At 32.9% G+C, this 25,444-nt stretch carries 25 protein-coding genes; 7 read left to right on the forward strand and 18 right to left on the reverse strand.

The genetic code is table 11. The features are described 5' to 3' along the window. Positions 1-544 precede the first annotated feature (544 nt). The 4 genes from BM296_RS18770 to BM296_RS18785 are packed head-to-tail and all read right to left on the reverse strand — an operon-like array spanning position 545 to position 4,177. Complete coding sequence (locus BM296_RS18770) at positions 545-2,077, reverse strand: cryptochrome/photolyase family protein (protein WP_091905661.1); 1,533 nt, start codon at positions 2,075-2,077, stop codon at positions 545-547. Positions 2,078-2,097: 20 nt separating this feature from the next. Next, positions 2,098-3,393 carry a DASH family cryptochrome gene (locus BM296_RS18775; RefSeq protein WP_091905664.1) on the reverse strand — a complete coding sequence of 432 codons (1,296 nt, stop codon included), beginning with the start codon at positions 3,391-3,393 and terminating at the stop codon, positions 2,098-2,100. Further along, the gene (locus BM296_RS18780) at positions 3,386-3,541 is read right to left on the reverse strand and encodes a DUF2256 domain-containing protein (RefSeq protein WP_091905666.1); all 156 of its coding nucleotides are present in this window, start codon (positions 3,539-3,541) and stop codon (positions 3,386-3,388) included. Before BM296_RS18780 ends, BM296_RS18775 begins: the two co-directional genes overlap by 8 nt. Beyond that, the gene (locus BM296_RS18785) at positions 3,542-4,177 is read right to left on the reverse strand and encodes a flavin reductase family protein (RefSeq protein WP_245787056.1); all 636 of its coding nucleotides are present in this window, start codon (positions 4,175-4,177) and stop codon (positions 3,542-3,544) included. It abuts the gene before it with no gap. Positions 4,178-4,335: 158 nt separating this feature from the next. Here BM296_RS18785 and BM296_RS18790 point away from each other — a divergent pair, with 158 nt between their 5' ends. After that, positions 4,336-5,682, forward strand: a complete 1,347-nt coding sequence (locus BM296_RS18790) for an FAD-dependent oxidoreductase (RefSeq protein ID WP_091905670.1) — start codon at positions 4,336-4,338, stop codon at positions 5,680-5,682. On the opposite strand, the gene BM296_RS18795 is transcribed toward BM296_RS18790, so the two are convergent. The 3 genes from BM296_RS18795 to BM296_RS18805 form a co-directional block, all read right to left on the reverse strand. Next, positions 5,679-6,095: a DUF4174 domain-containing protein gene (locus BM296_RS18795; protein WP_091905673.1), complete on the reverse strand. Its 417-nt coding sequence runs from the start codon at positions 6,093-6,095 to the stop codon at positions 5,679-5,681. The two genes, BM296_RS18790 and BM296_RS18795, sit on opposite strands and share 4 nt — an antisense overlap. 67 nt (positions 6,096-6,162) lie before the next feature. After that, complete coding sequence (locus tag BM296_RS18800) at positions 6,163-6,942, reverse strand: zinc ribbon domain-containing protein (RefSeq protein WP_027067919.1); 780 nt, start codon at positions 6,940-6,942, stop codon at positions 6,163-6,165. A 1-nt stretch (position 6,943) separates the two neighbouring features. Continuing rightward, entirely contained in the window at positions 6,944-8,038 is a 1,095-nt protein-coding gene (locus tag BM296_RS18805) for a Nif3-like dinuclear metal center hexameric protein (RefSeq protein WP_091905676.1), read from the reverse strand. 51 nt (positions 8,039-8,089) lie between these two features. Here BM296_RS18805 and lpxK point away from each other — a divergent pair, with 51 nt between their 5' ends. Then, the gene (lpxK, locus tag BM296_RS18810) at positions 8,090-9,091 is read left to right on the forward strand and encodes a tetraacyldisaccharide 4'-kinase (RefSeq protein WP_091905679.1); all 1,002 of its coding nucleotides are present in this window, start codon (positions 8,090-8,092) and stop codon (positions 9,089-9,091) included. Here the strand turns inward: lpxK and BM296_RS18815 are convergent. The 9 genes from BM296_RS18815 to BM296_RS18855 all read right to left on the reverse strand — a co-directional run bounded on the left by BM296_RS18815 (position 9,072) and on the right by BM296_RS18855 (position 17,996). Further along, on the reverse strand, positions 9,072-11,291 hold the full coding sequence (locus BM296_RS18815; RefSeq protein WP_317041593.1) for a hybrid sensor histidine kinase/response regulator: 2,220 nt from the start codon (positions 11,289-11,291) through the stop codon (positions 9,072-9,074). The two genes, lpxK and BM296_RS18815, sit on opposite strands and share 20 nt — an antisense overlap. Then, positions 11,288-12,298 (reverse strand): type I glyceraldehyde-3-phosphate dehydrogenase, encoded by a 1,011-nt coding sequence (gene gap / locus BM296_RS18820; protein WP_091905682.1) that lies wholly within the window; start codon positions 12,296-12,298, stop codon positions 11,288-11,290. Before gap ends, BM296_RS18815 begins: the two co-directional genes overlap by 4 nt. A 102-nt stretch (positions 12,299-12,400) precedes the next feature. Beyond that, entirely contained in the window at positions 12,401-13,276 is an 876-nt protein-coding gene (gene lipA / locus BM296_RS18825; protein WP_027067914.1) for a lipoyl synthase, read from the reverse strand. A gap of 109 nt (positions 13,277-13,385) precedes the next feature. Next, positions 13,386-13,943 carry an RNA polymerase sigma factor gene (locus tag BM296_RS18830; protein ID WP_027067913.1) on the reverse strand — a complete coding sequence of 186 codons (558 nt, stop codon included), beginning with the start codon at positions 13,941-13,943 and terminating at the stop codon, positions 13,386-13,388. 44 nt (positions 13,944-13,987) lie between these two features. Then, positions 13,988-14,191 (reverse strand): hypothetical protein, encoded by a 204-nt coding sequence (locus BM296_RS18835; protein ID WP_027067912.1) that lies wholly within the window; start codon positions 14,189-14,191, stop codon positions 13,988-13,990. A 73-nt stretch (positions 14,192-14,264) separates the two neighbouring features. Continuing rightward, positions 14,265-15,023, reverse strand: a complete 759-nt coding sequence (locus BM296_RS18840) for an anti-sigma factor domain-containing protein (RefSeq protein ID WP_027067911.1) — start codon at positions 15,021-15,023, stop codon at positions 14,265-14,267. Next, on the reverse strand, positions 15,020-15,583 hold the full coding sequence (locus BM296_RS18845) for an RNA polymerase sigma factor (RefSeq protein ID WP_027067910.1): 564 nt from the start codon (positions 15,581-15,583) through the stop codon (positions 15,020-15,022). Before BM296_RS18845 ends, BM296_RS18840 begins: the two co-directional genes overlap by 4 nt. Positions 15,584-15,789: 206 nt before the next feature. Further along, positions 15,790-16,806, reverse strand: coding sequence for a UDP-N-acetylmuramate dehydrogenase (gene murB / locus BM296_RS18850; protein WP_091905684.1), 1,017 nt, complete (start codon positions 16,804-16,806; stop codon positions 15,790-15,792). Then, positions 16,806-17,996 (reverse strand): pyridoxal phosphate-dependent aminotransferase, encoded by a 1,191-nt coding sequence (locus tag BM296_RS18855; protein WP_027067908.1) that lies wholly within the window; start codon positions 17,994-17,996, stop codon positions 16,806-16,808. The genes murB and BM296_RS18855 overlap by 1 nt, the downstream gene beginning before the upstream one ends. Positions 17,997-18,143: 147 nt before the next feature. On the opposite strand from BM296_RS18855, the gene BM296_RS18860 reads away from it, so the two are divergent. Continuing rightward, positions 18,144-19,475 carry an aspartyl protease family protein gene (locus BM296_RS18860; protein ID WP_091905687.1) on the forward strand — a complete coding sequence of 444 codons (1,332 nt, stop codon included), beginning with the start codon at positions 18,144-18,146 and terminating at the stop codon, positions 19,473-19,475. 63 nt (positions 19,476-19,538) lie between these two features. Here the strand turns inward: BM296_RS18860 and BM296_RS18865 are convergent, their stop codons facing one another. Next, complete coding sequence (locus BM296_RS18865) at positions 19,539-19,931, reverse strand: DUF1573 domain-containing protein (RefSeq protein WP_091905690.1); 393 nt, start codon at positions 19,929-19,931, stop codon at positions 19,539-19,541. A gap of 194 nt (positions 19,932-20,125) precedes the next feature. Between BM296_RS18865 and BM296_RS18870 the strand changes: the two genes are divergently transcribed. The 4 genes from BM296_RS18870 (at position 20,126) to BM296_RS18880 (ending at position 24,950) form a co-directional block, all read left to right on the forward strand. Continuing rightward, a complete protein-coding gene (locus BM296_RS18870) occupies positions 20,126-22,756 on the forward strand; it encodes a valine--tRNA ligase (RefSeq protein ID WP_091905693.1) in 2,631 nt (876 codons plus the stop codon). A 131-nt stretch (positions 22,757-22,887) separates the two neighbouring features. Then, complete coding sequence (locus BM296_RS18875) at positions 22,888-23,772, forward strand: dienelactone hydrolase family protein (protein ID WP_091905696.1); 885 nt, start codon at positions 22,888-22,890, stop codon at positions 23,770-23,772. Positions 23,773-23,912: 140 nt separating this feature from the next. Further along, the gene (locus tag BM296_RS19330) at positions 23,913-24,080 is read left to right on the forward strand and encodes a lmo0937 family membrane protein (RefSeq protein WP_027067903.1); all 168 of its coding nucleotides are present in this window, start codon (positions 23,913-23,915) and stop codon (positions 24,078-24,080) included. Between the two features lie 105 nt (positions 24,081-24,185). Next, complete coding sequence (locus BM296_RS18880; protein WP_091905699.1) at positions 24,186-24,950, forward strand: creatininase family protein; 765 nt, start codon at positions 24,186-24,188, stop codon at positions 24,948-24,950. Between the two features lie 20 nt (positions 24,951-24,970). On the opposite strand, the gene BM296_RS18885 is transcribed toward BM296_RS18880, so the two are convergent. Next, positions 24,971-25,429, reverse strand: a complete 459-nt coding sequence (locus tag BM296_RS18885; RefSeq protein ID WP_091905702.1) for a hypothetical protein — start codon at positions 25,427-25,429, stop codon at positions 24,971-24,973. Positions 25,430-25,444 lie beyond the last annotated feature (15 nt).

Consider the following 25,444-nt stretch of genomic DNA (forward strand, 5'->3'; position numbering starts at 1 on the left):
TCCACACGATGTTATTCGTCGATGAACATACAGTGGCAAAATAACGCTGATATATTTCGGATATTTAATTCTTGTTGTGAAGTAAGGTAAACCTGTGGTGGTTTCTTTGTAGTCCTTTTCTTAGGTTATTAATATCGTATTTATTGGATATAGTTAAAGTAAAATATAACTTATTGATTATCAGTTATATATAAATATATAGTTGTTAGTTTATTGCTATTGTAATTACAAATTATAGATTAAATACTTTTTCTGAAATTGTTGTAGACTGTTAAAATAGTTGTCAAAGAGGTGGAAATTAATGTAATTGCACTTTATCGGTAAAATCAGCGTATACAACGTATAACCGTGGTTTTATACAATAAATAAAGACACAATTCTCTTTCAATTGCTTGTAGAATTTGGGTGAAAATAAGAACATCTATTCTTTCCTACAAAAAGGTGTTTTAATAGATGAAAAATTTTATAAAATGTGCTGTTTATTTAAGTGAGTATAGAAAAGTTTTAATCACTTTTTTGCATTTAATTTTATTTACAAAATGTTTTAAAAAGCATCCAAATTTTCAATTATTGAGGCAGCTCTTTTTTGAATTTCTGCTAGTTTGTTTCCGTCCATTTTATTTAATAACGCCATCATCATATTCATGCGTTGATTGTCTTTAAAATGCTCTTTTTTATCTGCTAAAAAATTCCAATAAAGTGAATTAAAGGGACATGCGTTTTCACCAATTTTTTTAGTATGGCTATAATGACAATTACCGCAGTAGCTACTCATTTTATTAATATAATTTGCGCTACTAACATAGGGTTTTGTAGCAACGATTCCACCATCTGCAAATTGGCTCATTCCTCTTGTGTTGGTAATTTCTACCCATTCAATAGCATCAATGTATACACCTAAATACCATTTGTCTACTTCATCTGGGTCAATTTGTGTCAATAAAGCAAAATTACCAATGACCATAAGTCGCTGAATGTGGTGGGCATAGCTAGAATCTAAACTTTGACCAATTGCTTTTTGTAAACAATTCATTTTGGTTTCGCCTGTCCAAAAGAAATTTGGTAATTTATTTTTATTATTTAACTTATTTAAGTGTTGATAGTCAGGCATTTCTTTCCAGTAAATACCACGCATATATTCTCGCCAGCCCAAAATTTGCCGTACAAATCCTTCTACTTGCGATATTTCAATTTCTTTAGAATTTTCATAATAATGGTCTAAAACTGTATCTATTACTTCTTTGGGAGATATGATTTTGGTATTCATGGCAAATGATAATCGCGAGTGAAATAGGAATTTTTCATCGTCATGCATTGCATCTTGGTAATCGCCAAAATAAGGTAAGAGTTCATTACAGAAATAATCCAAAGTACTTATGCATTCTTTATTAGTTACTGGCCAGGCAAATGTTCTTGGATTAATAACCCCAATTGTTTCTACGTTACTTTTAGTAAGCTCTTGGATAATGTCTTCAACATTTTTAATAAATTCTTTTTCATGCGGAATACTAGGTTGACCTTTCCATTTGTTTCGGTTACTTTTATCATAATTCCATTTACCACCTTCAGGTTGATCACTATTCATCATTATTCCATGCTTTTTACGCATCATACGATAAAAGCTCTCCATAACCATTTGTTTTTTACCTTGGTAAAATTCTTTCAGTTCAAATCTTGTAGTATAAAAATGTTCCGTATCATAATGCGAAGATGTTACCTGTAGTGAACTACAAATTTGTTGAAGTTGCTGATCAAGCCTAAATTCATCTGGCAACTGATATTCAAAATTTTTAGCATTATTTTCTTCAATAACTTTTGAAATAATTTTGTCTAGCTGTTGTAGGTTATTTTTATCGTTGAGAGTATAGTATATAAATTGATGCCCTTTTGCAGACATGTCATCTTTAAAATTACGCATTGCTAAAAAGAACGCAACTACTTTTTGTATATGGTGTTTTACATAGTCGGTTTCTTGACGCATTTCTGCCATCAAGTATATAATTTCATCATCTACAGAGTTAAACCAAGAATGATTTTGATTTAATTGATCACCTAAAATTAAACGTACAGTTTTCATATGTTTTTACTATTATAGATTTAAAATAAGGTGTTTTGTAGCCACATACGTTGGTATGTTCCAGAGGCATCGTATCGTTCTGCTTGTAGTTTAATATTAAATTTTCTATCTCTGGGATCATTACCGACACCACTATTGTAAATCCAATTTCCCCAGTTACTATGTACATCATAATCAATCAACATACTTTCAAAATAGGCGGCTCCTATACGCCAATCTTGTTCAAGTTCTTTAGACCAGTAACTGGCAACATTTTGTCTACCTCTATTACTCATCCATCCCGTTTGTAAAAGCTCTCTCATATTGGCATTTACAAACGACTCTTTAGTTGTACCATTTATCCAATTGTTTCTATGTGATGAGTCTGTTTTCCAGGAGTATGATTTTTGTAATATACCGTCAATATGAAATATAGAATCTTGGTATTTTAGGGATACATATTTGAAATAATCACGCCAGATAAGCTCAAAAATCAACCAATAAGTATTTTGATTTTTGGTTATTTCCTTTTCAAATTTTTTCACTTCCCAGTAAATCGTTCTAGGTGATATACTACCGTTAGCTAACCAAGCAGATAGTTTAGAACTATAATCGGCACCAATTAATCCGTTTCTTGTTTTCTTATAAAAAGCTAGTTTTTTTGTTTCCCAAAAATAATCTTGAATACGCGCTAAAGCTTCTAGCTCTCCACCTTTAAAAGGGAATGCTGATTTTTGGTGAGGCAAAATTTCTTCAAAGCCTAAATCTTTTAATGTTGGCATGGTATTTTCAAAGCCTATGAGATTTTCTTGAGGCATTTTTGAAGAGATATTTTTTAAAGGTCTTACAGAACAATGTGCCTCGCATTTTTTTCGGAAATTTGTAAAAATATACGGTATAGAATTGAAGTCGTGATAGGGGATGTCGTTAGGATGAAATAGAAACTGGTCGTAAACTTCAGTGAATTTAATAGTAGATGATAATTTAGATTTTACATTATTGAGGATAACTTGTTCATCTCTGGTCCATTCTTTTTGTAAAAAAACAGTATCAATATTTTGAGTTTCAATGAGGTTTGGTAAAAAATCAGCTGATGTGCCGTAATATATGTATAATGGAATGTTGATTTTTGCTAGTTCTTCCTGTAACTGTGTAACAGTTTCTAGTAAAAATTTGGCTCTATATTTTTCGGTTCTTTTAAATCCGAATTCATCTCTTTCAAAAAACACAGACTCAAAACAATAAAATGCAATAGCTTTAGTACCTTTCATAGCTTCTACAATAGAAGAATTGTCTTGCACTCTTAAATCGTTTCTAAACCAAATTAAATTATTCATCAGTTTTATTTTTGAGTTTGTTGCGTCTACATTTTTCACCACAATATTTTACTTCGTCCCAATTACGCTCCCATTTTTTTCGCCATGCAAATGGTTTCTTGCAAGTAATGCATATTTTGGTAGCTATATTTACTTTTTTATGGGCCACTTACAATATAGTTTTAGTTGGTTCATTAGGCTTGGCATACCCAAATCTGCCTAAAAGAGCAGGTAATGCATAAGCGTCCAAACCATTAACCGCAACACCGCTTGTTTTGTCTAATTGTAACCAGCCATCTTCTTTAAGAATATTATCTGGCAAATAAATATGCTCAATGGCTCCAATAATAAGAAGACAGCCATTCTCTTTTATTTCATATTGATTAACATAGCTACACCCTAATTTAATAGCACTTTCCTTTACGTAAGGAGCTAGAAAGTTATCTAAATATGATTCTGTTAAATTGGTTTTAGAAAATTCTGAGATATCAACTTCGTAACTAGCGGATGTATGATGGGCATCTTCAATGATATCTTTATTAATTTGATTAACTGTGAAAAACCCTGTTTCCTTAAAATTGGAATAGGTGTTCCTTTTTACCGTTAAAGGTCTAAGGATAAAACCTAACATTGGCGGTGTACTACCTATATGAACAACAGAATTAAAAATGGCTAAATTAGAATTGCCTGTGTTCGATTTAGACCCTAAAAGATTTGCAGATTTGTAACCCGTACAACTATTAATTAAATGAGCTCTATACCTACTAGGCATATTATGTAGGTCCTCTATATTAAAATGTTTCAATTAAAATTATTTTTTGTCTAACAAAAATATTAAAAAATTAAACAAAAAATGAACTTCATTAAGAAAATGATTTGCTTAGTTTATAATAGTAATAACAGAAATTAGGGCATAATTTCATATTTTTAACGTTCACTTAATGTTGGCTTAAAGCCTTAAACATGACCCAAGAAAAAAAGAACATTGCCATAATTGGCTCAGGCTTGGTTGGATCCTTGCTTGCTATTTACTTGAAAAAATACGGACATCAAATAACGGTTTTCGATAGGCGACCCGATATTAGAAATATTGAATTCTCAGGTAGGTCAATTAATCTTGCGATGAGTAATAGAGGTTGGAATGCGCTAAGGGAAGTGGGTATAGAAGAAGAAATTAAAAAAATTGCCATACCGTTAGATAAACGTGCCATGCATGTTATAGGCAAGCCGGAATATCATCAAAAATATGGTAAGGATGGTGAGGCAATTTGGTCTATTTCTCGTGGTGTTCTAAATAAGCTCATGATAGATTTGGCAGAAAAGAACGGTGTAGAATTTCGTTTCGAGGAAAAAGTCTGGGATATTGATTTACCGGGAGCCAAGGTGTTTACAGGTGATAGTGAAAGAGGGGAGTGGACAGAATATCCGTTTGATTTAGTATTTGGATGTGATGGAGCTTTTTCAAGGGTAAGGCACAAAATGCAACGTCGTAGTAGGTTTGATTATTCTCAAGATTTTATTGATGTAGGTTATAAGGAATTAACAATACCGGCTAACGAAGATGGTTCTCATAAATTAGATAAACATTCTTTTCATATTTGGCCACGAGGTAAGTTTATGTTTATAGCTATGCCCAATTTAGATGGCAGTTTTACATGTACTTTATTTATGCCTTTTGAAGGTGATATTTCTTTTGAAAGTATTGATACTAAAAAAGATGCGGTTCATTTTTTCAATACTTACTTTCCAAATGTTAAGGATGAAATAGAAAATTTGACCGAAGACTTTTTTAAGAACCCTACAAGCGCCTTGGTAACGATGAAATGCTATCCATGGACATATTGGGATAAAGTTGCTCTTGTGGGCGATTCAGCACACGCGGTAGTACCTTTCTATGGGCAAGGAATGAATGCCGGGTTCGAAGATATTTTTGTGCTAGATGAAATAATAAAGAAATATGGTGATGATTGGGGACGTATTTTTTCAACTTATCAAGAAGTGCGTAAGCCAAACGCCGATGCAATTGCAGAATTAAGCTATCGCAATTTTATTGAAATGAGTAGTAAAACGGCAGATGCTAATTTTTTACTTCAAAAGAAAATAGAAAAACACTTTTCTGCTAAGTACCCAGAAAAATGGGTGCCAGCATATAGTAGGGTTACTTTTTCAAATAGACCTTATGCCGAAGCTCTAGCAGAAGGAGATGCTCAAGAAGAGATTATGAAAGAAGTTATGAAAATCCCAAATATAGCTGAGAAATGGGATAGTGAAGAAGTTGAAAAGATGATGCTTAAACTAATAGGTAACTAATTCTTCAACTTCATTTCGCTCATGCGCATTGGCATGTTATCAATACGGTTAAAAAGTGCTACTAAATTTATAGGATATGCTGCTTTTAACTTTATACCGCCATCCTTTCCAATTAATATGTAGCCATCATAAGAAATAGGTAATGCGTCTGGGGTTTTAAGATTGATGGAGTTATTAGAAGTGTTTACAAATTTTCCATTCACATAAATAAATACAATTATATCTCTTTCTTCAAATTCGATATTGCTTTGTTTGATTTCTTTTAGGGCAGAGTTCACTTCTTCAGAATTAATATTGTCGTTATAAAGAATAATGATTCTATTTTTCCAAGTGTAGTCGGCAATATCTTGTGCAGAAGAGTAGAAACCTTGCATCATAATTAATAGAAGAATAATTTTTAAAGAGTTCATCATTATCAATATAAACAAAAAAAGCCATCTTTTTAAAGATGGCTTTTTCTAATATATTCAATGTTTACTACTATAATTTAGAAAACATTTTTTGCATTTTTTCACTTTCTTCTTCAGCTAAAGTAGGATCAACTAAGATACGACCACTGTGCTCATCTGTAATAATCTTCTTTCTTGAAGCTATTTCAACCTGAACCTGAGGTGGAATAGTAAAGAAAGATCCACCAGAAGCACCTCTTTCAATTGGCACAACAGCTAAACCATTCTTAACATTGTTACGAATACGTGCATATGCCTTTACTAAACGCTCTTCAATTTTATCCTGAAATTTAATTGACTCTTCAAGTAAAGCTTTTTCCTCTTTTTCTGTTTCAGCAAGAATAGCGTTTAATTCACTTTTCTTATGCTTAAGGTGTGCTTCACGCTCAGACAAACGTTCTTTAGTTTCAGAAATAACAGCTTTCTTCTGATCAATTTGAGCTTTAAATTCTTTTATATTCTTTTCAGCCAATTGAATTTCTAATTCTTGAAACTCTAATTCTTTACTGATAGAATTGAATTCTCTACTGTTACGAACATTCTTTTGTTGCTCGCCGTATTTTTTAATTAAAGTCTTTGCTTCTTCAATAAGGTTTTTCTTAGCACCGATTTCAAAGTTTATATTCTCTAAATCAGATTTAAGTTTATCCATTCTCGTTTTTAGGCCAAGGACTTCATCTTCCAAATCTTCTACTTCTAAAGGTAGTTCACCACGAACATTCCTTATTTCATCAACCCTAGAATCAATTAATTGCAAATCATATAATGCTCTTAACTTTGCTTCTACAGATGAATCTTCTTTTTTTGCCATATTAAAAATAATTGATGGGATTTGTTATACTTTCCGATAAATGGATTGCAAAATTAGGAATTTTTTTCGTAAGATAATCAACTAAAAGGTTTTTTGTAAACTGCTCAGTTTCAAAGTGTCCAATATCTGCCAAAACTATTTGGTTTTCAGCCTCGTAAAACTGATGGTATTTAAGGTCTGCAGTAACAAAAACGTCTGCTCCGGCAGCTTTTGCCGCTCCAATGGCAAAAGACCCACTACCACCCAACACAGCTACCTTTTTAATAGGTTTATTTAAAAAATTAGAATGCCTTACTAGTTTAGCGTTCATTTTAAGCTTTAAACTGGTTAGAAATTCAGTTTCTGTAACTTTATTTTCTAATTCTCCAATCATACCAATACCAATATATGGGTTGGTATTTTCTATAGATTGAATATCGAAAGCGACCTCTTCATATGGATGTGAACTCTGTAATGATTTAATAATTGCAGATTCATTGTTCTTTCCAAAAACACATGTTAGCATTGTTTCCCTTTCTATATGGTTTGTTCCAATAGAACCTTTCGTAGGGTTTGCATTTTCATTTGCTCTGTAACTACCATTGCCTTCTACAGAAAAACTACATTCGGAATAGTTGCCTATTTCTCCTGCACCAGCTTTAAATAGCGCATTTTTAACATCTTCTAAACTATCTGTAGGCACGTAGGTTGTTAGTTTTTTTATAGTGCTTTTTTGCGGAATTAATATTTTGGTGTTTGTAAGACCAAGCATTTCACTAATTTTTGCATTTACCCCATGTCTAGCATTATCTAGAGCGGTATGGTTAGAGTAGATAGCAATATCATTTTTAATAGCTTTTATAACGACACGTTCCACATAATTTTTTCCTGTAATTTTTTTCAATCCGCCGAAAACAATCGGGTGAAAGCTTACAATTAAGTTGCAATTTTTAGCAATGGCTTCGTCAATGACATTTTCTAATGTGTCTAAGGTTACAAGTACGCCGCTAACCTTTGTATTGGCGTTACCAACTAGCAAACCTACATTGTCAAAATCTTCGGCAAAGGCTAAAGGAGCAAAGTCTTCTAAAATTTGGGTGATGTCTTTTACAGTCATTTTATTGGAATAATAAGATTTTCAAAGATAAATTATTATAATTTCGTTCTGATGCAGGTATTACGAAAACTTCTTTTTCCTATTTCATTAATCTACGGGTTAATAGTATATCTCAGAAATCGATTGTATGATTTAGGAATTTTTTCTTCAAAATCATTTTCAACGAAAACTATTTGTGTAGGTAATTTAAGTGTTGGAGGTACGGGTAAAACTCCAATGATAGAACTACTGGTAAAATCTCTTTCAGACACTTATAAAGTTGCTATTTTAAGTAGAGGTTATAAAAGAAAATCGGAAGGGTTTCTACTTTCAACATCATCTACAAGTGTTGAGGATATGGGTGATGAGCCTTTTCAGATGAAAAGTAAATTTCCTAAAGTTCATGTTGCCGTAGATGCTAATAGAAGAAATGGTATAACAGAACTTGAACAAAAAATTAAACCTGATGTTATTCTGTTAGATGATGCTTTTCAACATAGAAAAGTAAAACCAGATTTTACCATATTATTAACTGCATATGGAGAGTTATATATGGAAGATTGGTATTTGCCTACTGGTAACTTACGGGATACAAAAGGCGAAGCTAAAAGAGCTAATATTATTGTGGTGACTAAATGCCCTTCAGATATTTCTAAATTAGAGAGGGATAGCATTCGGGTTAAAATTAATCCGAAGTCTCATCAAAAAGTATTGTTTAGTTATTTGGCATATAATAAAGAATTAAAAGGCGCTGAAGCTTCGTTAGATTCTCTTAAAGGGAAAATGGTTACGCTGGTAACAGGTATAGCAAATCCTGCACCATTGGAGAAATTTTTACTTTCAGAAGGACTCAAATTTGAACATTTGAAATTTAAAGATCATCATTTTTTTACAGCGGAAGAACTTGAAGTTTTAAAAGAAAAAGAATGCATCCTTACCACTGAAAAAGATTATGTACGTTTAAAAGATAAGATTACAAAGTTGCACTATATTGAAGTGAAACATGAATTTTTAGAAGATGGGATGGAGCTGTTGAATACAGACTTGCAACAGTTTATGATAAAGGTTTCTTAGTTCTTTTGTCAAAAATATTTTCACCTATTTTTTGATAAAATACTTCTGGTTTAAATGGTTTAGTAACCACATCGTCACACCCAGCGGCATAAAAACTCTCTAAACTATCATCTAATGAAATTGCTGTTAATGCAATAATTGGAGTGTCTTGATTAAATTTTCTAATCTCAATAGTGGCTTCTTCACCGCTTATCCCTGGCATATGAATATCCATAAGAATTGCATCATATACATTCTCTTGGGCTAAGGTGATTGCTTCATGTCCGTTGTTGGCAATATCAGAGGTCATGTCTCTTTTAGAAAGCATCTTTTTGGTGATAACCTGATTAATCTTATTGTCTTCAACGATTAACAAGTGAAGATTTTTAAAATCATAATCTTTAGGTGTAATTTCAAAAGTAACATCTTCAGAAATATCCTCTAAACTCTTCATTTTAATTTCAAAGAAGAAAGAGCTACCTACATCTAAGTTACTTTCCAGTTCAATTTTACTATTGAACAATCCTAAAAGACTTTTTACAATGGTTAGTCCTAAGCCGGTTCCGCCATATTCCCTATTAATTTGAATAGAGCCTTGTTCAAAACCTTCAAAAATACTTTTCTGTTTTTCCTTAGAAATACCAATGCCATTGTCATTAACTTCAAAATAGATAGTTACCTCATCTTGAACTTTGTTCAATAATTTAGCAATAACTTTTACTTCTCCACCCTTGGTAAATTTGATAGAGTTACCTATTAAGTTCATGAAAACTTGAGAAAGTTTTAATGGATCGCTCAGTAAATGTCCAGGTATATCTGAATCATACTCTAAGGTTAATTTTGTGTTGTTAGACTTTGCACTTTGACTTAAAGAATTAATAACTTCATTGATAACCTTATTAAGGTTGAACTCCATATTAAGAGGTTCTAACTTATTGGCGTCAATTTTATTAATATGAAGAATATCGTTAATGAAATTAAGAAGGTAATCTCCAGAAAATTTCAAAGCTTTTAAATGCTCTTTTTGATGTTCCTCTGGATTTTCCTCTAATAAGAGGTGGGTAAGGCCAGTAACAGCATATAACGGAGTTCTAAGTTCGTGACTAACCGTTGAAAGAAAGTTTGTCTTTGCTTCCATAGCTTGTACGGCACCATCTCGCGCAATCTGTAATTCTTTATTTTTAGTCTGTAATAAGTCGTTTGTCTTTAACTTAATTTGATTGTTTCTGTATAAGGTAACAGCTAAAAGAGATATTATTATTAAAAATGCAGAAGTTAAAATGGCAGTAAGTTCAGACCTATTTTGAGACTCTGTCAGTTCTTCTATTTTCTTTTCTTGGCGTGCTATTTCTTCAGTTTTGTAATCATCTCTAATCTTGTCTGCCGTTTTAGCTTCAATTTTATTCTTATCGATATTAAAAATTGAATCTTTTAACTGAACTAAATTTTGACTGTTTACAAGAGATTTTTGATATAATCCTAGTCTTTCATATACAGAAGATAAAAGTGTATTAGAATTTTTGATGTCTTTTAAAAATCCGTTATCGGTGGCAAGGCTTAATGCATTCTCTCCATTTTTTGCAGCTTCAGGTAAATTGTCAATTTTTAAATTGAGTTCTGCTAATGTTAAGTATGCTTGTGTAGTAAGGTATTCCTTTTCGTAAAGATCGGTGTTTACAATAAGGGAATTTAAATTTTTTGTGGCGCTATCGTATTTTTCTAAGCTGAGGTATACTTTAGCCTCGGTCAATAATAAATTATTATAAAAATTACGATCGTTATTAAGTTGTTTTGCTTCGTTAAGCATAAACAATGACTGAAAATTTCTATTACTTCTGTGTAAAAGAATCGCTTCAATATACTTATGCATTCCGTCACCATAGGGGTAAGCAACATCTTTTAATAAAACACTTGCGCGATCCCAATAGAATTCGGTGTCACCTTCTTTGTCTATTTTTAAATAGACAAGGGCAAGTTCATGTAAGCTATCTATAAGTCCTTTTATGTCTTCACCCTTCTCAGCTTCATTCGCTGCCGTATTTAAGGTTTCTAATGCCAGATCTATTTTATCTTGATTTTTAAACTTTCTAGCTTGATCAAAATAAGGTTGAATGTCTGTTTGAGGAATTGGATCTTGTGAAAATACAGCGGTTGTAGTCGCCAAAATTACAATGGGGACTAGTAAGATTTTAAATACTTTATTTAAAAAAAAGATCTTCAAATATAATTTTTAATACTAATGAAGTTAATTAAATCTATAATTCTGCTGCTATATCCGGTTTCGTTATCGTACCAACCAATAATTTTAACCATTTTTCCTATGACTGAAGTCATTAATGAATCAAACGTACAAGAATAACAACTATTGTTTATATCTATAGAAACTATTGGGTCACTTGTATAATGAACAATATTTTTAAATTCGTTTTTTGATGCTTTTTCAAATGTAGAGTTTATTTCATCAATACTTGTAGCCCTTTTTACATTTAAGGTTATGTCTGTTAATGATCCATTAGGTACAGGTACACGTATACCACAACCTCCAATAGTATCTGCCAATTCTGGAAAAATTTTGGTAAGTGCTTTTGCGGCACCTGTGGTTGTAGGTACAATAGATTGCGATGCGGCACGGGCTCTTCTTAAGTCTCTATGCGGTTGGTCATGCAAGCTTTGATCCGTAGTATAGGAATGTATAGTTGTAATATAAGCTTGTTCAATACCGCAAAGATCATTGATAATCTTAATCATTGGAGCAGCATTGTTAGTGGTACAAGATGCGTTTGAAATGATATCATCAGATTTTGTCAACGTATTTTCATTGATGCCAAAAACAATCATTTTTATATCATCTTCTGCAGGTGGGACAGAAAGAATTACTTTTTTAGCTCCATTTTTGATATGAAAGGCCAAGGTTTCTTTGTCCTTGAATTTACCGGTACACTCCACAACCAAATCAACCGCTGCAGATCCCCATTTTATTTCAGAAGGATGAGATTCGTTAAATAATATAATAGGTGTATCATTAACAATAATATGCTTTTCATCGCAAGAAATGGTGTGAGGTGAAGTACCATGAATACTATCGTATTTTAATAAGTGAGATAGGGTTCTGGTATCTGCCAAATCATTTATGGCAACAACATTTAAATTTTCCTGTTCTTGCATTAGGCGAAATAGGGTTCTGCCTATTCTTCCAAAACCATTGATGCCTATGTTTAGTTTTTGCATTGGTTATAGTAGCATATAAATAATTATACTAATGGTTCTATGAAATTAAGAACTAGTAACCATTAGTGTTTAATTCAATAAAATAAGAGTGTTTTCTTGAAACTATAGAATGTGCTTGTGTGCTTTGTAAGAAGATCTAACTAGTGCACCACTTTCTACATGTCTAAAGCCCATTTCAAGACCTATATCCTCATATTTTTTAAATTGTTCTGGTGTTATGAACTCTTTAACCGGTAAATGCTTTTTAGATGGCTGTAAGTATTGACCAATAGTAACAACGTCAACATCAACCTTGCGAAGGTCTGCTAAAGTAGTTATTACTTCGTCTTCATGTTCTCCCAAACCTAGCATGATACCAGATTTAGTTCTATTGATACCTTGTTTTTTTAAGTAATTAAGAGCTTCTAAACTACGCTCATATTTTGCTTGAATACGAACCTCCCTAGTAAGTCTTTTTACAGTTTCCATGTTATGTGAAACAACTTCTGGTGAAACTGCTATAATTCTATCCAAATGCTTCTCTATACCTTGAAAATCTGGTATTAAGGTTTCCAAGGTTGTTGTAGGGTTCATTCTTCGAATAGCCTTAACGGTTTCTGCCCATATAATAGAGCCCATGTCTTTAAGGTCATCTCTGTCAACTGAAGTAACTACAGCATGCTTAATGCCCATAATTTTTATAGATCTTGCTACTTTTTCAGGTTCTGCCCAATCCACATTTTCTGGTCTGCCAGTTTTAACGCCGCAAAAACCACATGATCTGGTACATACATTACCTAATATCATAAATGTTGCGGTACCTTCTCCCCAGCATTCACCCATATTTGGACAACTACCACTGGTGCAAATAGTATGCAGGTCGTACTTGTCAACCAAGCCTCTAAGTTGAGTGTATTTTTTACCGGTAGGTAATTTTACCCTTAACCATTTCGGTTTACCTTTTGGTGGAGCTACATTTTCTTTTAAAACTGTTGACATGCTTTAATTTTAATACAAATATACAAACTAATAAAGTGAGGATAAAGCAGAATTACATACTGCACAAATGAGTTTGAATTATAAGATTTTTTAGTGTTGGGGAAGCTATTTATTTTCTAGCCTTAATAATTTCGGAAAGTAATTTTTTTGCCCTTAATAATTTAACCTTAACGCTGTTAATAGGTTCGTTTAAATTGGTAGCTATATCGGCATAGCTCAATTCATTAAAATACCTCAGATTAATAACAGCTTGGTAATGCGGTTTTAATTTTTTGATATCTCTAAGAAGATCTGCTAAGTTTTGCTCTTGAATTAATTGATCTTCCATAGAAGGGGAAACATCTAGCGCACTTGAAATGGCTTCAGAATTACTTCTGGAATCTAGTAGGCTTTTTTTACGTTTTCTAACTAAATCAATATGGATATTCTTAGAAATGGCAATTAACCAAGTTTTAAAAACATACGAATCATTGTAGGTGTGTATTTTATCAAATGCCTTTGAAAATGTCTGTATGGTTATATCTTCAGAATCATTTTCATTTTCAGTACGTTTTAGTTGAAAACCGTAAACATCGTTCCAGAACATATCTAATAAACGACTAAAGGCAATTTGGTTGCCCTCTTTCGCTTTTAAAATAGTTTCGTCTAAAGTGTCTGTGTTGTTCAAATACTGGTTTTGGTATGCGTTAGGTTAAGATAAAGAATTTTTATCTATTCTGTAATGGAATCTTTCTTGCAATCTTGTTCGCTAGGTAATTTACCGCACATTCCACATGCTTGTCCATCTTGATTTAAAAAAGGACTTTGACTAGCGCAAGTTCCCGCAAACTCTCCATCTTTTTTAGACCATATTTTTATGGCAATACCTGCAAAAGCCAATGCTAACAATCCAATGGTTAATAATACTAGTTTCATATTAAAAATTTATGCAAAGATAAAAAATAAAGCCCCAAAAATGGGGCTTTAAGAATACTTTATGTGTGAAAGCTTAGTAAGCTATATTCGCAACTATATTTTCTACACTTGGCGCATGATTGCCACCTTTTTGTTCTATTGTAATATAACCTACGGCATTTTCAGCATATGGTAATGCTAATAATTTTTGCTGATCACCAGCTTCTTCGATAATACCTAGGTTAATCATTTTACCATTAACTTCTGCCCACATTTGAAAACATTGACTTTCAGGAATGTGAGGTAATTTGCTAACGTTAATATAAGATAACTTCTTTACAGGGTTAATGTAAGCAACAGCTTTTAAATCTTTTGCCTTCTGGTTACCCTTAACATTATACTTTTTGGTTTGAGGATTGTTTAGAACGATAAACTGATTACGTACATCTTCTAATTGTTCTTTCATGTTTTCTTCTAGCAATTTTATTTTATTGCTAACAACACTGTTCTCTTCTTGTAAATTCTGATTTTGATTCCAGAAGAAAGTAGAGATGCCAATAAATAGTATAGCTGTGATACTGGCAGCAATGGCATAACTGTAAAATCTTTTTCTGCCTTTACGTTCTGCTTTTATTCTTGAGTTTATTTTATCCTTTAAACCTTGTGGAGCTTCAATAGCGTGTAATTTTGCAAATACCTCTAAATTGTCTTGCAATTCGGCATAAGTTTCTCTTACCTCAGGGTACATGGCAATGTAGCGTTCTACTTGCATGCTCTCCATATCTGTTGTAGTTCCTAGTAGGTACTGTTCCAATAAATCAGAATCAAGGAAAATTTTTATTTTGTCTTTCATAATACAACATTTAAAATCATGGCAATTAAGGCAGGACCATATATTTTGCCTAATTCGCGCAATCCAATCTTTAGTCTAGATTTAATAGTTCCTAAAGGTATATCCAACTCATCACTTGCCTCTTGTTGGGTCATTCCTTGAAAGAAAAGAGCTTCTAAAACAATTTGATATTTATCTTCAATTTTGTCTAGATGTTCTCTTACATCCATTAACTCTGGCCTTGTACTTTCTACGCCTAAAGTATATACGTCAGAAACATCTATTTGGATTTCTTTATCTGATTTTGTGTTAACACTTCTTAACTTATCTATAGCTGTGTTACGTGTAATTCTAAAGAGCCATGTAAAAAGTTTGGCTTTTTTTGGATCGTAAGTATCTGCTTTCTTCCAAATTTTTACAAAAGATTCTTGAACGACATCTTGGGCTAGTTCAGGATCACGTACGACTTTATTGGCGACACCCAGTAGGGTGTCGGCATAATTATCGTACAAAAGGGAAATCGCTTTTTCGTTTCGCTCTTGTAATAATTCAACAATATGATTTTCTAATAAAGTGCTCATAATTTAAAAGATGTACAATTTTTTATATAATGGACATCCAAATACTAAGATTGAACCGTATATGCTTAAACGCTAAATTATAAAATTGATTGTTAACGATGCGTTTTCTAAAAATATATATTGAATAAGTGGTCGGCTGGTAACTGCCCACTTTGTTTTTGGTTGGTTTGGTTTGGTAATAACCCTTGTGATTTATTTCACAGGGGTTATTTTATTAAGTTCACCTCCGGACTAATTTCAATATCAAAAGTCCTTTTAACCTCTTTGATGATTTTTGCGGCAAGGTCTAATATGTCTTTTCCAGTAGCCTTGTCATAATTAACAAGTACTAACGCTTGATTTTTGTGAACTCCGGCATCACCAAATCGTTTTCCTTTAAATCCACATTGCTCAATTAACCAGCCTGCCGGTATTTTATAAAAATCATCAGACATTTTATAAAAAGGGGCGTCAGGATTTTTAGCGATAAATGCCTCGAATATTTCAGTTGAAACTATAGGGTTCTTAAAAAAACTACCACTATTGCCTAATATTTTTGGATCAGGTAATTTGCTTTTGCGTATTGCAATAACAGCATTAGAAATATCTTTAATAGTAGGGTGTATAATCGATTCTTTTTCTAGCTGGTTTTCAATAGCGCCGTATCCCGAATTTATTTTGTGTACGTTTTTGGTAAATGAAAAAGTTACCGAGGTAATTACAAATTTATCTTTACCCTCATTTTTAAAGAAAGAATCTCTATAACCAAATTTGCATTCTTCTTTAGTAAGTGTAACCAAGTGTTGATCTATAATTCTAACAGCTTCACAACTTACAAAGCAATCTTTAAGCTCAACACCATAAGCACCTATGTTTTGAATAGGAGCGGTACCGGTATTGCCAGGAATAAGCGACATGTTTTCTAGTCCTCCAAAATTATTATCAATTGCCCACATAACCATTTCATGCCAGTTTTCACCAGCCATTACCTTAATCTGTACAGTATTAGGTGATTCTGAAATAATTTGCTTTCCTTTTAGGTTTACATGAATAAATAGAGCATCAATACTATCTGTAAGCAGCATATTACTACCGCCGCCAATAATTATTTTACGGGGATAATCTGGGTTGCTTAAAATTTGTTGTAATTCTTCAATAGTGGTAATTTCAACAAAGTATCTTGCTGTAGCATCAATACCGAAAGTATTGTATTTTTTTAATGAAAAGTATTCAAGAACAACCATTAACCCTTGTAGCTTTTTAGTGCCTCTTTTAAAATACGAACAGCTCTTTTTAAGCTTTTCTGATCAAGTACATAGGCAATTCTAATTTGGTTTTTACCTAAGCCTTCTGTTGCATAAAAACCTGCTGCAGGTGCAACCATAACAGTTTCATTGTCCATATTAAATTCTTCAAGTAGCCATTGTGCAAAATGGTCTGCATCCTTAATGGGTAATTCGGCAATACAATAGAATGCTCCTTGAGGTTTAGCAATTTTAATACCTTCAATTTTTTCTAACTCTGCTATTAGTATATTTCTTCTTGCTACATATTCAGTTTTTACATCGGCAAAATAGCTGTCTGGTGTTTCTAAAGCCGCCTCACTTGCTATCTGCGCATATGTTGGAGGAGAAAGTCTTGCCTGGGCAAATTTCATAGCCGTTGCAATAAAATCTTTGTTTTTAGAAACAAGGTAACCTATTCTAGCGCCACACATACTGTATCTTTTAGAGACAGAATCTATAACGATAGCATGTTCCTCTAATCCTTCTTCTTTTAAAATAGAAGTGTGGGTTTTATCATCATAGGTGAATTCTCTATACACTTCATCGGCAACTAGAAAAATATTGTGTTTTTTTACTAATGCCGCTAATTTTTCAATTTCTTCCTTACTATATAAATATCCCGTTGGGTTACCTGGGTTACATATTAAAATAGCCTTAGTTCTAGGTGTGATTAACTTTTCAAATTCCTCTATAGGAGGTAGCGCAAAATTATCTTCCAATTTTGAAACTACAGGTACAACAGTTACACCACAAGCAGTTGCAAATCCGTTATAATTTGCATAAAATGGTTCAGGTATAATAATTTCATCGTTAGTATCAGCAATAGTGTTCATTGCAAAAGATAATGCTTCAGATCCTCCTGTAGTTACAATAAGGTCTGTAGCACTAACACGTATATCATATTTTTCATAATACTTCGCAATTTTGGTTCTAAATTCTTCAGAACCTTCCGTACGGCTGTATTCTAAAACACTAAGGTTGTTATTCTTTACGGCATCTAACGCTTGTTGTGGCGTTTTTATATCTGGTTGTCCAATATTAAGGTGAATAACATTAATTCCTCTCTTTTTTGCATTTTCTGCGAAGGGAACTAATTTTCTTATAGGTGATTGGGGCATGGAAAGGCCCTTGTTTGAAACAGATGGCATATTAAATTTATTTTACACAAAAGTGATAAATGATAATGGTTCTTACAATATAATTAGGTTTTATTTGATTTTTCACAACAAGTTAAAATTAGGTATTGTATTCAATAATTATGTATCTTATAAGAGGTTAACTAATTCATACAGATTATGTTACGAAAATATACCTTTCTTTCTTTTCTTTTAGTGTGCTGTTTTTCCTTCTCGGGATTGGCGCAAACCTATAAGCTGCCTGCTGGCAAGAAATTTCATAAAGTGAAATTTCAGTTGATAAATAATTTAATTGTTATACCTATAGAAGTAAATGGGTCAGAATTGTCTTTTGTTCTTGATTCTGGTGTAGGGACCCCAATACTGTTCAATTTAGCCGATCAAGATTCTATTCAATTAAACAATGTAACGGAGATAACTATAAATGGATTAGGGGAAGGAGATCCCATAAATGCTCTTAAATCAACCGGTAATTTTGTTCAATTAGGGAATGCTAAGAACACTTCGCAAAACATTTATGTAGTAATGGATGCAGGTATTAATTTCTCGCCAAGTTTAGGCATTCCTGTTCATGGTATTATTGGTTATGATTTGTTTAGAGATTTTGTAGTGGATATTAACTACATAAATAAGACAATTAAATTTTATGACCCCAATCTTTATAGATATAGAACATCAAAGAATACAAGGGTAGTTGATATGTCGGTTATTAGAAGAAAGGCGTATTTAGATGCTTTTGTTATGATTAATAAAACGGATGAAATTCCTGTAAAAATGTTATTGGATACTGGCAGTAGTGATGCTGTTTGGCTGTTTGAAGATGAGAGAATACAATTACCCGAAAAACACTATGAAGATTTTTTAGGACAAGGTCTTGCTGGAAATATATATGGTAAGAGAACCAAAATAAATCATTTAAAAATTGCAGATTTTATATTAAGCGATGCAAAAGCGGCTTTTCCGGATATGGAAACATTTACTACTATTACAGATTTTGGAGGAAGAAACGGTAGTCTGGGTGGTGAGGTTATTAAGCGATTTAATATTGCATTTGATTATACCAATAAGAAATTAATACTGACGAAGAATTCTAATTTTGATAAACTGTTTCAATATAACATTAGCGGAATTGATTTGCAGCATGCGGGCATGAGATATGTTTCAGAAAGAATAGCCGATGCAAATGGAGTAGTCCATAAGGATGCAAAATCTTATGGTAATGTGCAAATAGTATTACAAGGGGCGACAAGGTTAAGCCTTGTGCCAGAGATAATAGTATCGGGTATTCGTCAAGGCAGTCCGGCACATTCGGCAGGTTTAAGAGAGGGCGATGTAATATTGGCAGTAAATGGAAAACGTATTCATAGATATAAATTGCAAGAAATTATGCATATGCTCAATTTTAAAAAGGATAAGAAAATAAAAGTATTAGTAGAGAGGTATGATAATGACTTGCTGTTCAGTTTTGTTTTAAAACCCTTGTTCGATTAACAATGAAATATAAAAAAAGCCCAACTTTTCAGTTGAGCTTTTTAATTTTATAAAGAGTTTTCTTTATTTGGTGCCAGTGGCAGCCTTAACTTCTCCTTTAATCTTTAAAACCTTTGTAGGAGTATCAGCGTTAGATATTACCGTAATTGCTTTACGAATAGGGCCAACTCTGTTTGTGTCATATTTAACTTGAATTTCACCTGTTTTACCTGGTAAAATTGGATCTTCTGGCTTTTTAGGAATTGTACAACCACAGCTAGAACTAACTTTGCTTATAATAAGTGGTGCGGTACCAGTGTTTGTAAATTCAAAAACTCTTACACCGTCTGATCCTTTAGCGATTTCGCCATAGTCAACAGTTTCTGATTTAAACTCTATTTTTGCAGCGGTATCTTGCGCTGTTAAGCTAAATCCAAGTAAGCCAATAAATAATACAAGTACTATTTTTTTCATCATTTTTAATTTTGGGTGGATTTCAAAATTAAATCTTTTCAGATCAACCTCAAAATCCTTTTGTTATACTCTAACGTTACTTATTTTTGTTTCGTATTTATATTTAGGTAAAATTCAGCTGAAATGACCGTTAGAATGTCAATTCGGCTTTATTTTTAAATAACCCAATTTATTATTATTCAAAAACTGTTCCAAATATGGAAATTCCATCAAAATATAATCCGCAGTCCACAGAATCTCATTGGTATGAGTATTGGATGAAAAACGGATATTTTCATTCTGTTCCCGATGAAAGGGAGCCTTATAGTATTGTAATACCACCGCCGAACGTAACGGGTATTCTGCATATGGGTCATATGTTAAACAATACTATACAAGATGTGTTGATAAGAAGAGCGCGTCTTTTAGGTAAAAATGCTTGTTGGGTACCTGGTACTGATCATGCATCAATTGCTACAGAAGCAAAAGTAGTAGCAAAACTTAAAGAGCAAGGTATCAACAAAAATGACCTTACTCGTGATGAATTCTTGAAGCATGCTTGGGATTGGACGCACGAATATGGCGGTATTATTTTAGAGCAATTAAAGAAGCTTGGTTGTTCATGTGATTGGGACCGTACTGCGTTCACCATGGATAAAGAAAGATATGACAGTGTAATTAAAGTCTTTATCGACTTATATAATAAAGGACTAATTTATCGTGGTTACCGCATGGTAAACTGGGATCCAGAGGCGCAAACTACCTTGTCAGATGAAGAAGTAATCTATGAGGAGAAACAAGGTCTTTTGTATTATTTGGCATATGCTATAGAAGGATCTGACGAAAAAGTCACTATTGCAACAACAAGACCTGAAACAATTTTAGGGGATACTGCTATTTGTATAAACCCAAATGATGAGCGTTTTGCACATTTAAAAGGTAAAAAAGTAATTGTACCTATTTGTAATAGAGTAATTCCAATTATCGAAGATGAGTATGTAGATATGGAATTTGGTACAGGTTGTCTAAAGGTGACACCTGCACATGACATAAATGACAAAGCTTTAGGTGAAAGACATAATTTAGAGACTATAGATATCTTTAATGATGATGCTAGCTTAAATAGTTTCGGTATGCATTATGAGGGTAAAGACCGCTTTGTGGTTAGAAAAGAAATATCAAAAGAATTAGAAGAAAAGGGTTTCTTGGTAAAAACAGAAACTCATATTAACAAAGTAGGTACTTCAGAGAGAACTAAGGCAGTTATAGAGCCAAAGTTATCAGACCAGTGGTTCCTTAAAATGGAAGACTTGGCTAAGCCAGCATTAGAAGCTGTTTTAGAAAGTGGAGATGTTAAGTTGCATCCAAAGAAATTTGATAATACATACCGTCATTGGATGGAGAATGTTCGTGATTGGAATATTTCTAGACAATTATGGTGGGGTCAACAAATACCGGCATTTTATTTTGGTGATGGTCAAGAAGATTTCGTTGTTGCGGCAAATTTGGTAGATGCATTAAAACTTGCTAAAGAGAAATCTGGAAATTCAAGCTTACAAGAAAGTGATCTAAGACAAGATGCAGATGTGTTAGATACATGGTTTTCATCATGGTTATGGCCAATGAGTGTTTTTGGTGGTATAATGGAACCAGATAATGAAGAGATAAATTATTATTATCCAACCAACGACTTGGTAACAGGTCCGGATATTCTTTTCTTTTGGGTTGCTAGAATGATTGTTGCTGGATATGAGTTTAGGGGAGAGAAACCTTTTGAAAATGTTTATTTCACCGGTTTGGTAAGAGATAAGCAGCGTAGAAAAATGTCTAAATCTTTAGGTAATTCACCAGATGCGTTGAAGCTTATTGAAGATTATGGCGCTGATGGGGTTCGTGTAGGTTTATTATTAAGTTCCGCTGCAGGTAATGATTTAATGTTTGATGAAGACTTATGTCAGCAAGGAAAGAACTTTGCCAATAAAATTTGGAATGGTTTCCGATTGATAAAAGGATGGGATATTGCTGATATTTCACAACCTGAAGCATCAAAACTTGGTTTGGAATGGTATGAATCTAAATTGAATAAAACGCTTTTAGAAATTGAAGATCACTTCGGTAAATTTAGAATTTCAGATGCGTTGATGTCTATTTATAAATTGGTTTGGGATGATTACAGTTCTTCATTATTAGAGATAATTAAACCAGCGTACCAACAACCGATAGATAAAACAACATTTGATAAAGTAATTCAGTTGTTTGAACAAAATTTAAAATTACTGCACCCTTTCATGCCATTTTTAACGGAAGAAGTATGGCAACATATTTCTGAAAGAAGTGACAGCGAGGCATTGGTGATTTCTAAATGGCCAACTGTTGGTAAAATAGATGAAGAGTTAATTGAACAATTCGATTTTGCAGCTGAGGTTATAGCGGGAGTTAGAACTATTAGGAAAAATAAAAATATTCCAATGAAAGAGTCCTTGGAATTGTCCGTATTAAATACCGAAAAAGCTAGTGACCGTTGGGATGTTGTAATTTCTAAGCTCACTAATATTTCTGAAATTAGTTATATTAAAGAGCAGTTAGAAGGAGCATTGACCTTTCGTGTAAAAAGTAACGAATATTTTGTGCCTATGGAAGGTGCAATTGATGTTGAGGCAGAGATTCTTAAAATCAACGAAGAGTTGAAGTATACTAAAGGGTTTTTAACATCTGTTCAAAAGAAACTCTCTAATGAAAGATTTGTTAGTAATGCACCTGAAAAAGTTATCGCTATAGAACGCCAAAAACTTGCAGATGCAGAAGCTAAAATTGAAACTTTAGAAAAGAGTTTGGCTAGTCTTAGCTAAAATTTTTAGTAAATATATTATATAAGCCTCATTCCTAATTTATTGGGAATGAGGCTTTTTGAGTTGTTAAAATTATTCTAGTGACTCAACGTTTTTTGTATTTTTAGAAAAGAACAAAAATTTCTAAGAAAATGAAATCACTAAGAAAAGAAGATATTAAACAAGAGGTGTTCGATTTATACGATGCTTATGCGCATAATAAACTAGAGCGAAGAGATTTTGTACAGAAGCTATCTATGTATGCCGTGGGCGGTATTACAGTACCTTCATTGATGAGTTTTTTGATGCCGGACTATGAAAGCACTTTTTTAGTAGATAAGAATAACCCAGATTTAGACTCAAGCTTTATAGCCTATAATTCTACTAAAGGTGGTGGTGAAATAAAAGCACTGTTGTCTAAACCTAAATCAGCAATTGATAAACTGCCTGGGATTGTGGTAGTTCATGAAAACAGAGGGTTGAACCCGTATGTTGAAGATACAGCGAGAAGGGCAGCTTTAGCAGGCTTCATTACTATCGCTCCAGATGCGTTGAGTCCTTTAGGCGGGTATCCTGGTAATGATGATAAAGGGCGAGAAATGCAACGTACTAGAGATCGAAATGAAATGTTAGAAGATTTCATTGCGGCATTTGAGTATTTAAAGTCGCACAAAGATTGCAATGGTAAAATAGGAGTAGTGGGATTTTGTTTTGGCGGATGGATATCTAACATGATGGCGGTAAAAGTACCAGACTTAGGGGCATCTGTACCTTTTTATGGAGGGCAGCCTACCGAGGGGATAGAAAAAATTAATGCTCCATTAATGTTGCAATATGCCGGTTTAGATGAACGTGTTAATGCAGGGTGGCCAGCTTATGAGAAAGCTTTGAATGCACTAGGTAAAGAAAACGTAGCTTATTTTTACCCGAATGTAAATCATGGTTTTCATAATACGTCAACACCAAGATATGATGAACCTGCCGCAGAATTGGCATGGTCACGGACTATTGAGTTTTTTAAAGAAAAATTGATTTAAGTTATTGACTATGAGTACCCATTAAGGGGTGTTTTTAAGATATGTTTCAGAATTTGAGCTAGTAATCCATTGATTTGAGTTAAGCTTAAAGGGGTGATTCTCTTAATTTTGGAATATAAACAATCTAAAAAACACACATTATGAGAAGTCTATTATGGTTAGTAGCAGTTATTTGTATAATTATATGGTTATTAGGAATGTTAGGAATTGTTCCTGGACTAGCAACCGGTAGTTTGGTACATATTTTATTGGTAATAGCGGTTATCGTTATTTTGTACAATATTATATCAGGAAAAAAGGTATTGTAAGTCGAAACTTCCAAACCATATTTTCAAAAAATATAGAACCCTTGATTGATTTCAAGGGTTTTTTTGTGCTTTAAAAATGAATTTATTAATAGTACCTTTAGTATTATGATTAGACCTTTTGTACTAGCGGAAACGAACTGGGAGCATTTAAAAGATGAGCAAATTGATTTAGCAATATTGCCATGGGGTGCAACTGAAGCTCATAACTATCATTTACCATATGGTACAGATAATTATCAAGCTCAACATATGGTTGAATCGGCAGCCGGTTTATCTTGGGAAAAAGGTAAAAAAGTAATGGTATTGCCAACAATACCTTATGGTGTTAATACGGGACAAAAAGATATCTATTTGGATATGAACTTAAACCCATCTACACAACTGGCTATTTTAAAGGATTTGGTAGAAGTATTAAATAGACAAGGTATTTATAAACTATTGTTATTCAATGGTCATGGAGGCAACAATTTTAAACCAATTGTTCGTGAGTTGGGTTTATTGTTTCCTAAAATGTTTATTAGCTTTTGTTTTTTTCCTCCAATGTTCGATAAGTCAAAATACTTTAAGGAAAAAGGCGATCATGCAGACGAAATGGAAACAAGTTTAATGCTTTATTTGAGACCAGATTTAGTTTTACCAAAAGAAAAATGGGGTATTGGTAGTGCTAAGAAGTTTAAGATAAAAGCTTACAATGAAGATTGGGCTTGGGCAGAAAGACAGTGGTCTAAAGTAAGTAGTGATACAGGTATTGGTAATCCTGAATTTGCTACAATAAAAAAAGGCGAACGCTTTTTTAATGATGTTTGTAAGAAATTAGATGAGCTCTTCTGTTCTTTATGTGATGCAGATATTACGGAGTTGTATGAATGAACTTGTTTAAAGCTTCATTTTTAATGGGTTTTAATAATTGGTTGGTTACAAACCTTTTTCTCATCCACTTTAAACTCTTTTGTCAATGATAAAAGTGCTCCTAAAATAATTATATTTTTAAAGATGTATTGACTTAATAAAGTGATTGTAAAATCATTTTTACCAAAAAGAAGTTCCGGTAAAATAAATACCGGGGTAAATGTCATTACTATATGTGCAATGCTAGAATAGATTATATATTTATTTCTAAGGTTTACTAAGAATGCTATTCCTATGAAAGTTTCAAAACTCGCCAAGAGTAATAATCCCATTTGATCAGGAACTAAGTTGAATGTTAGATTAGCTATAGTTTCCTGTACAAGGTCTTCTGCTGGGCTAGTATTGGGAAAAAATTTTAGTAGACCAAAAAAAAGATAGACCATACCAATGGTCCATAGTAGAATTCTGTTATTGAACTGTAGGTTTTGTTTGAAAGTCATAACGTTGCTTTAAAG

The organism is Maribacter stanieri, from assembly GCF_900112245.1.
Taxonomy (GTDB): domain Bacteria; phylum Bacteroidota; class Bacteroidia; order Flavobacteriales; family Flavobacteriaceae; genus Maribacter; species Maribacter stanieri.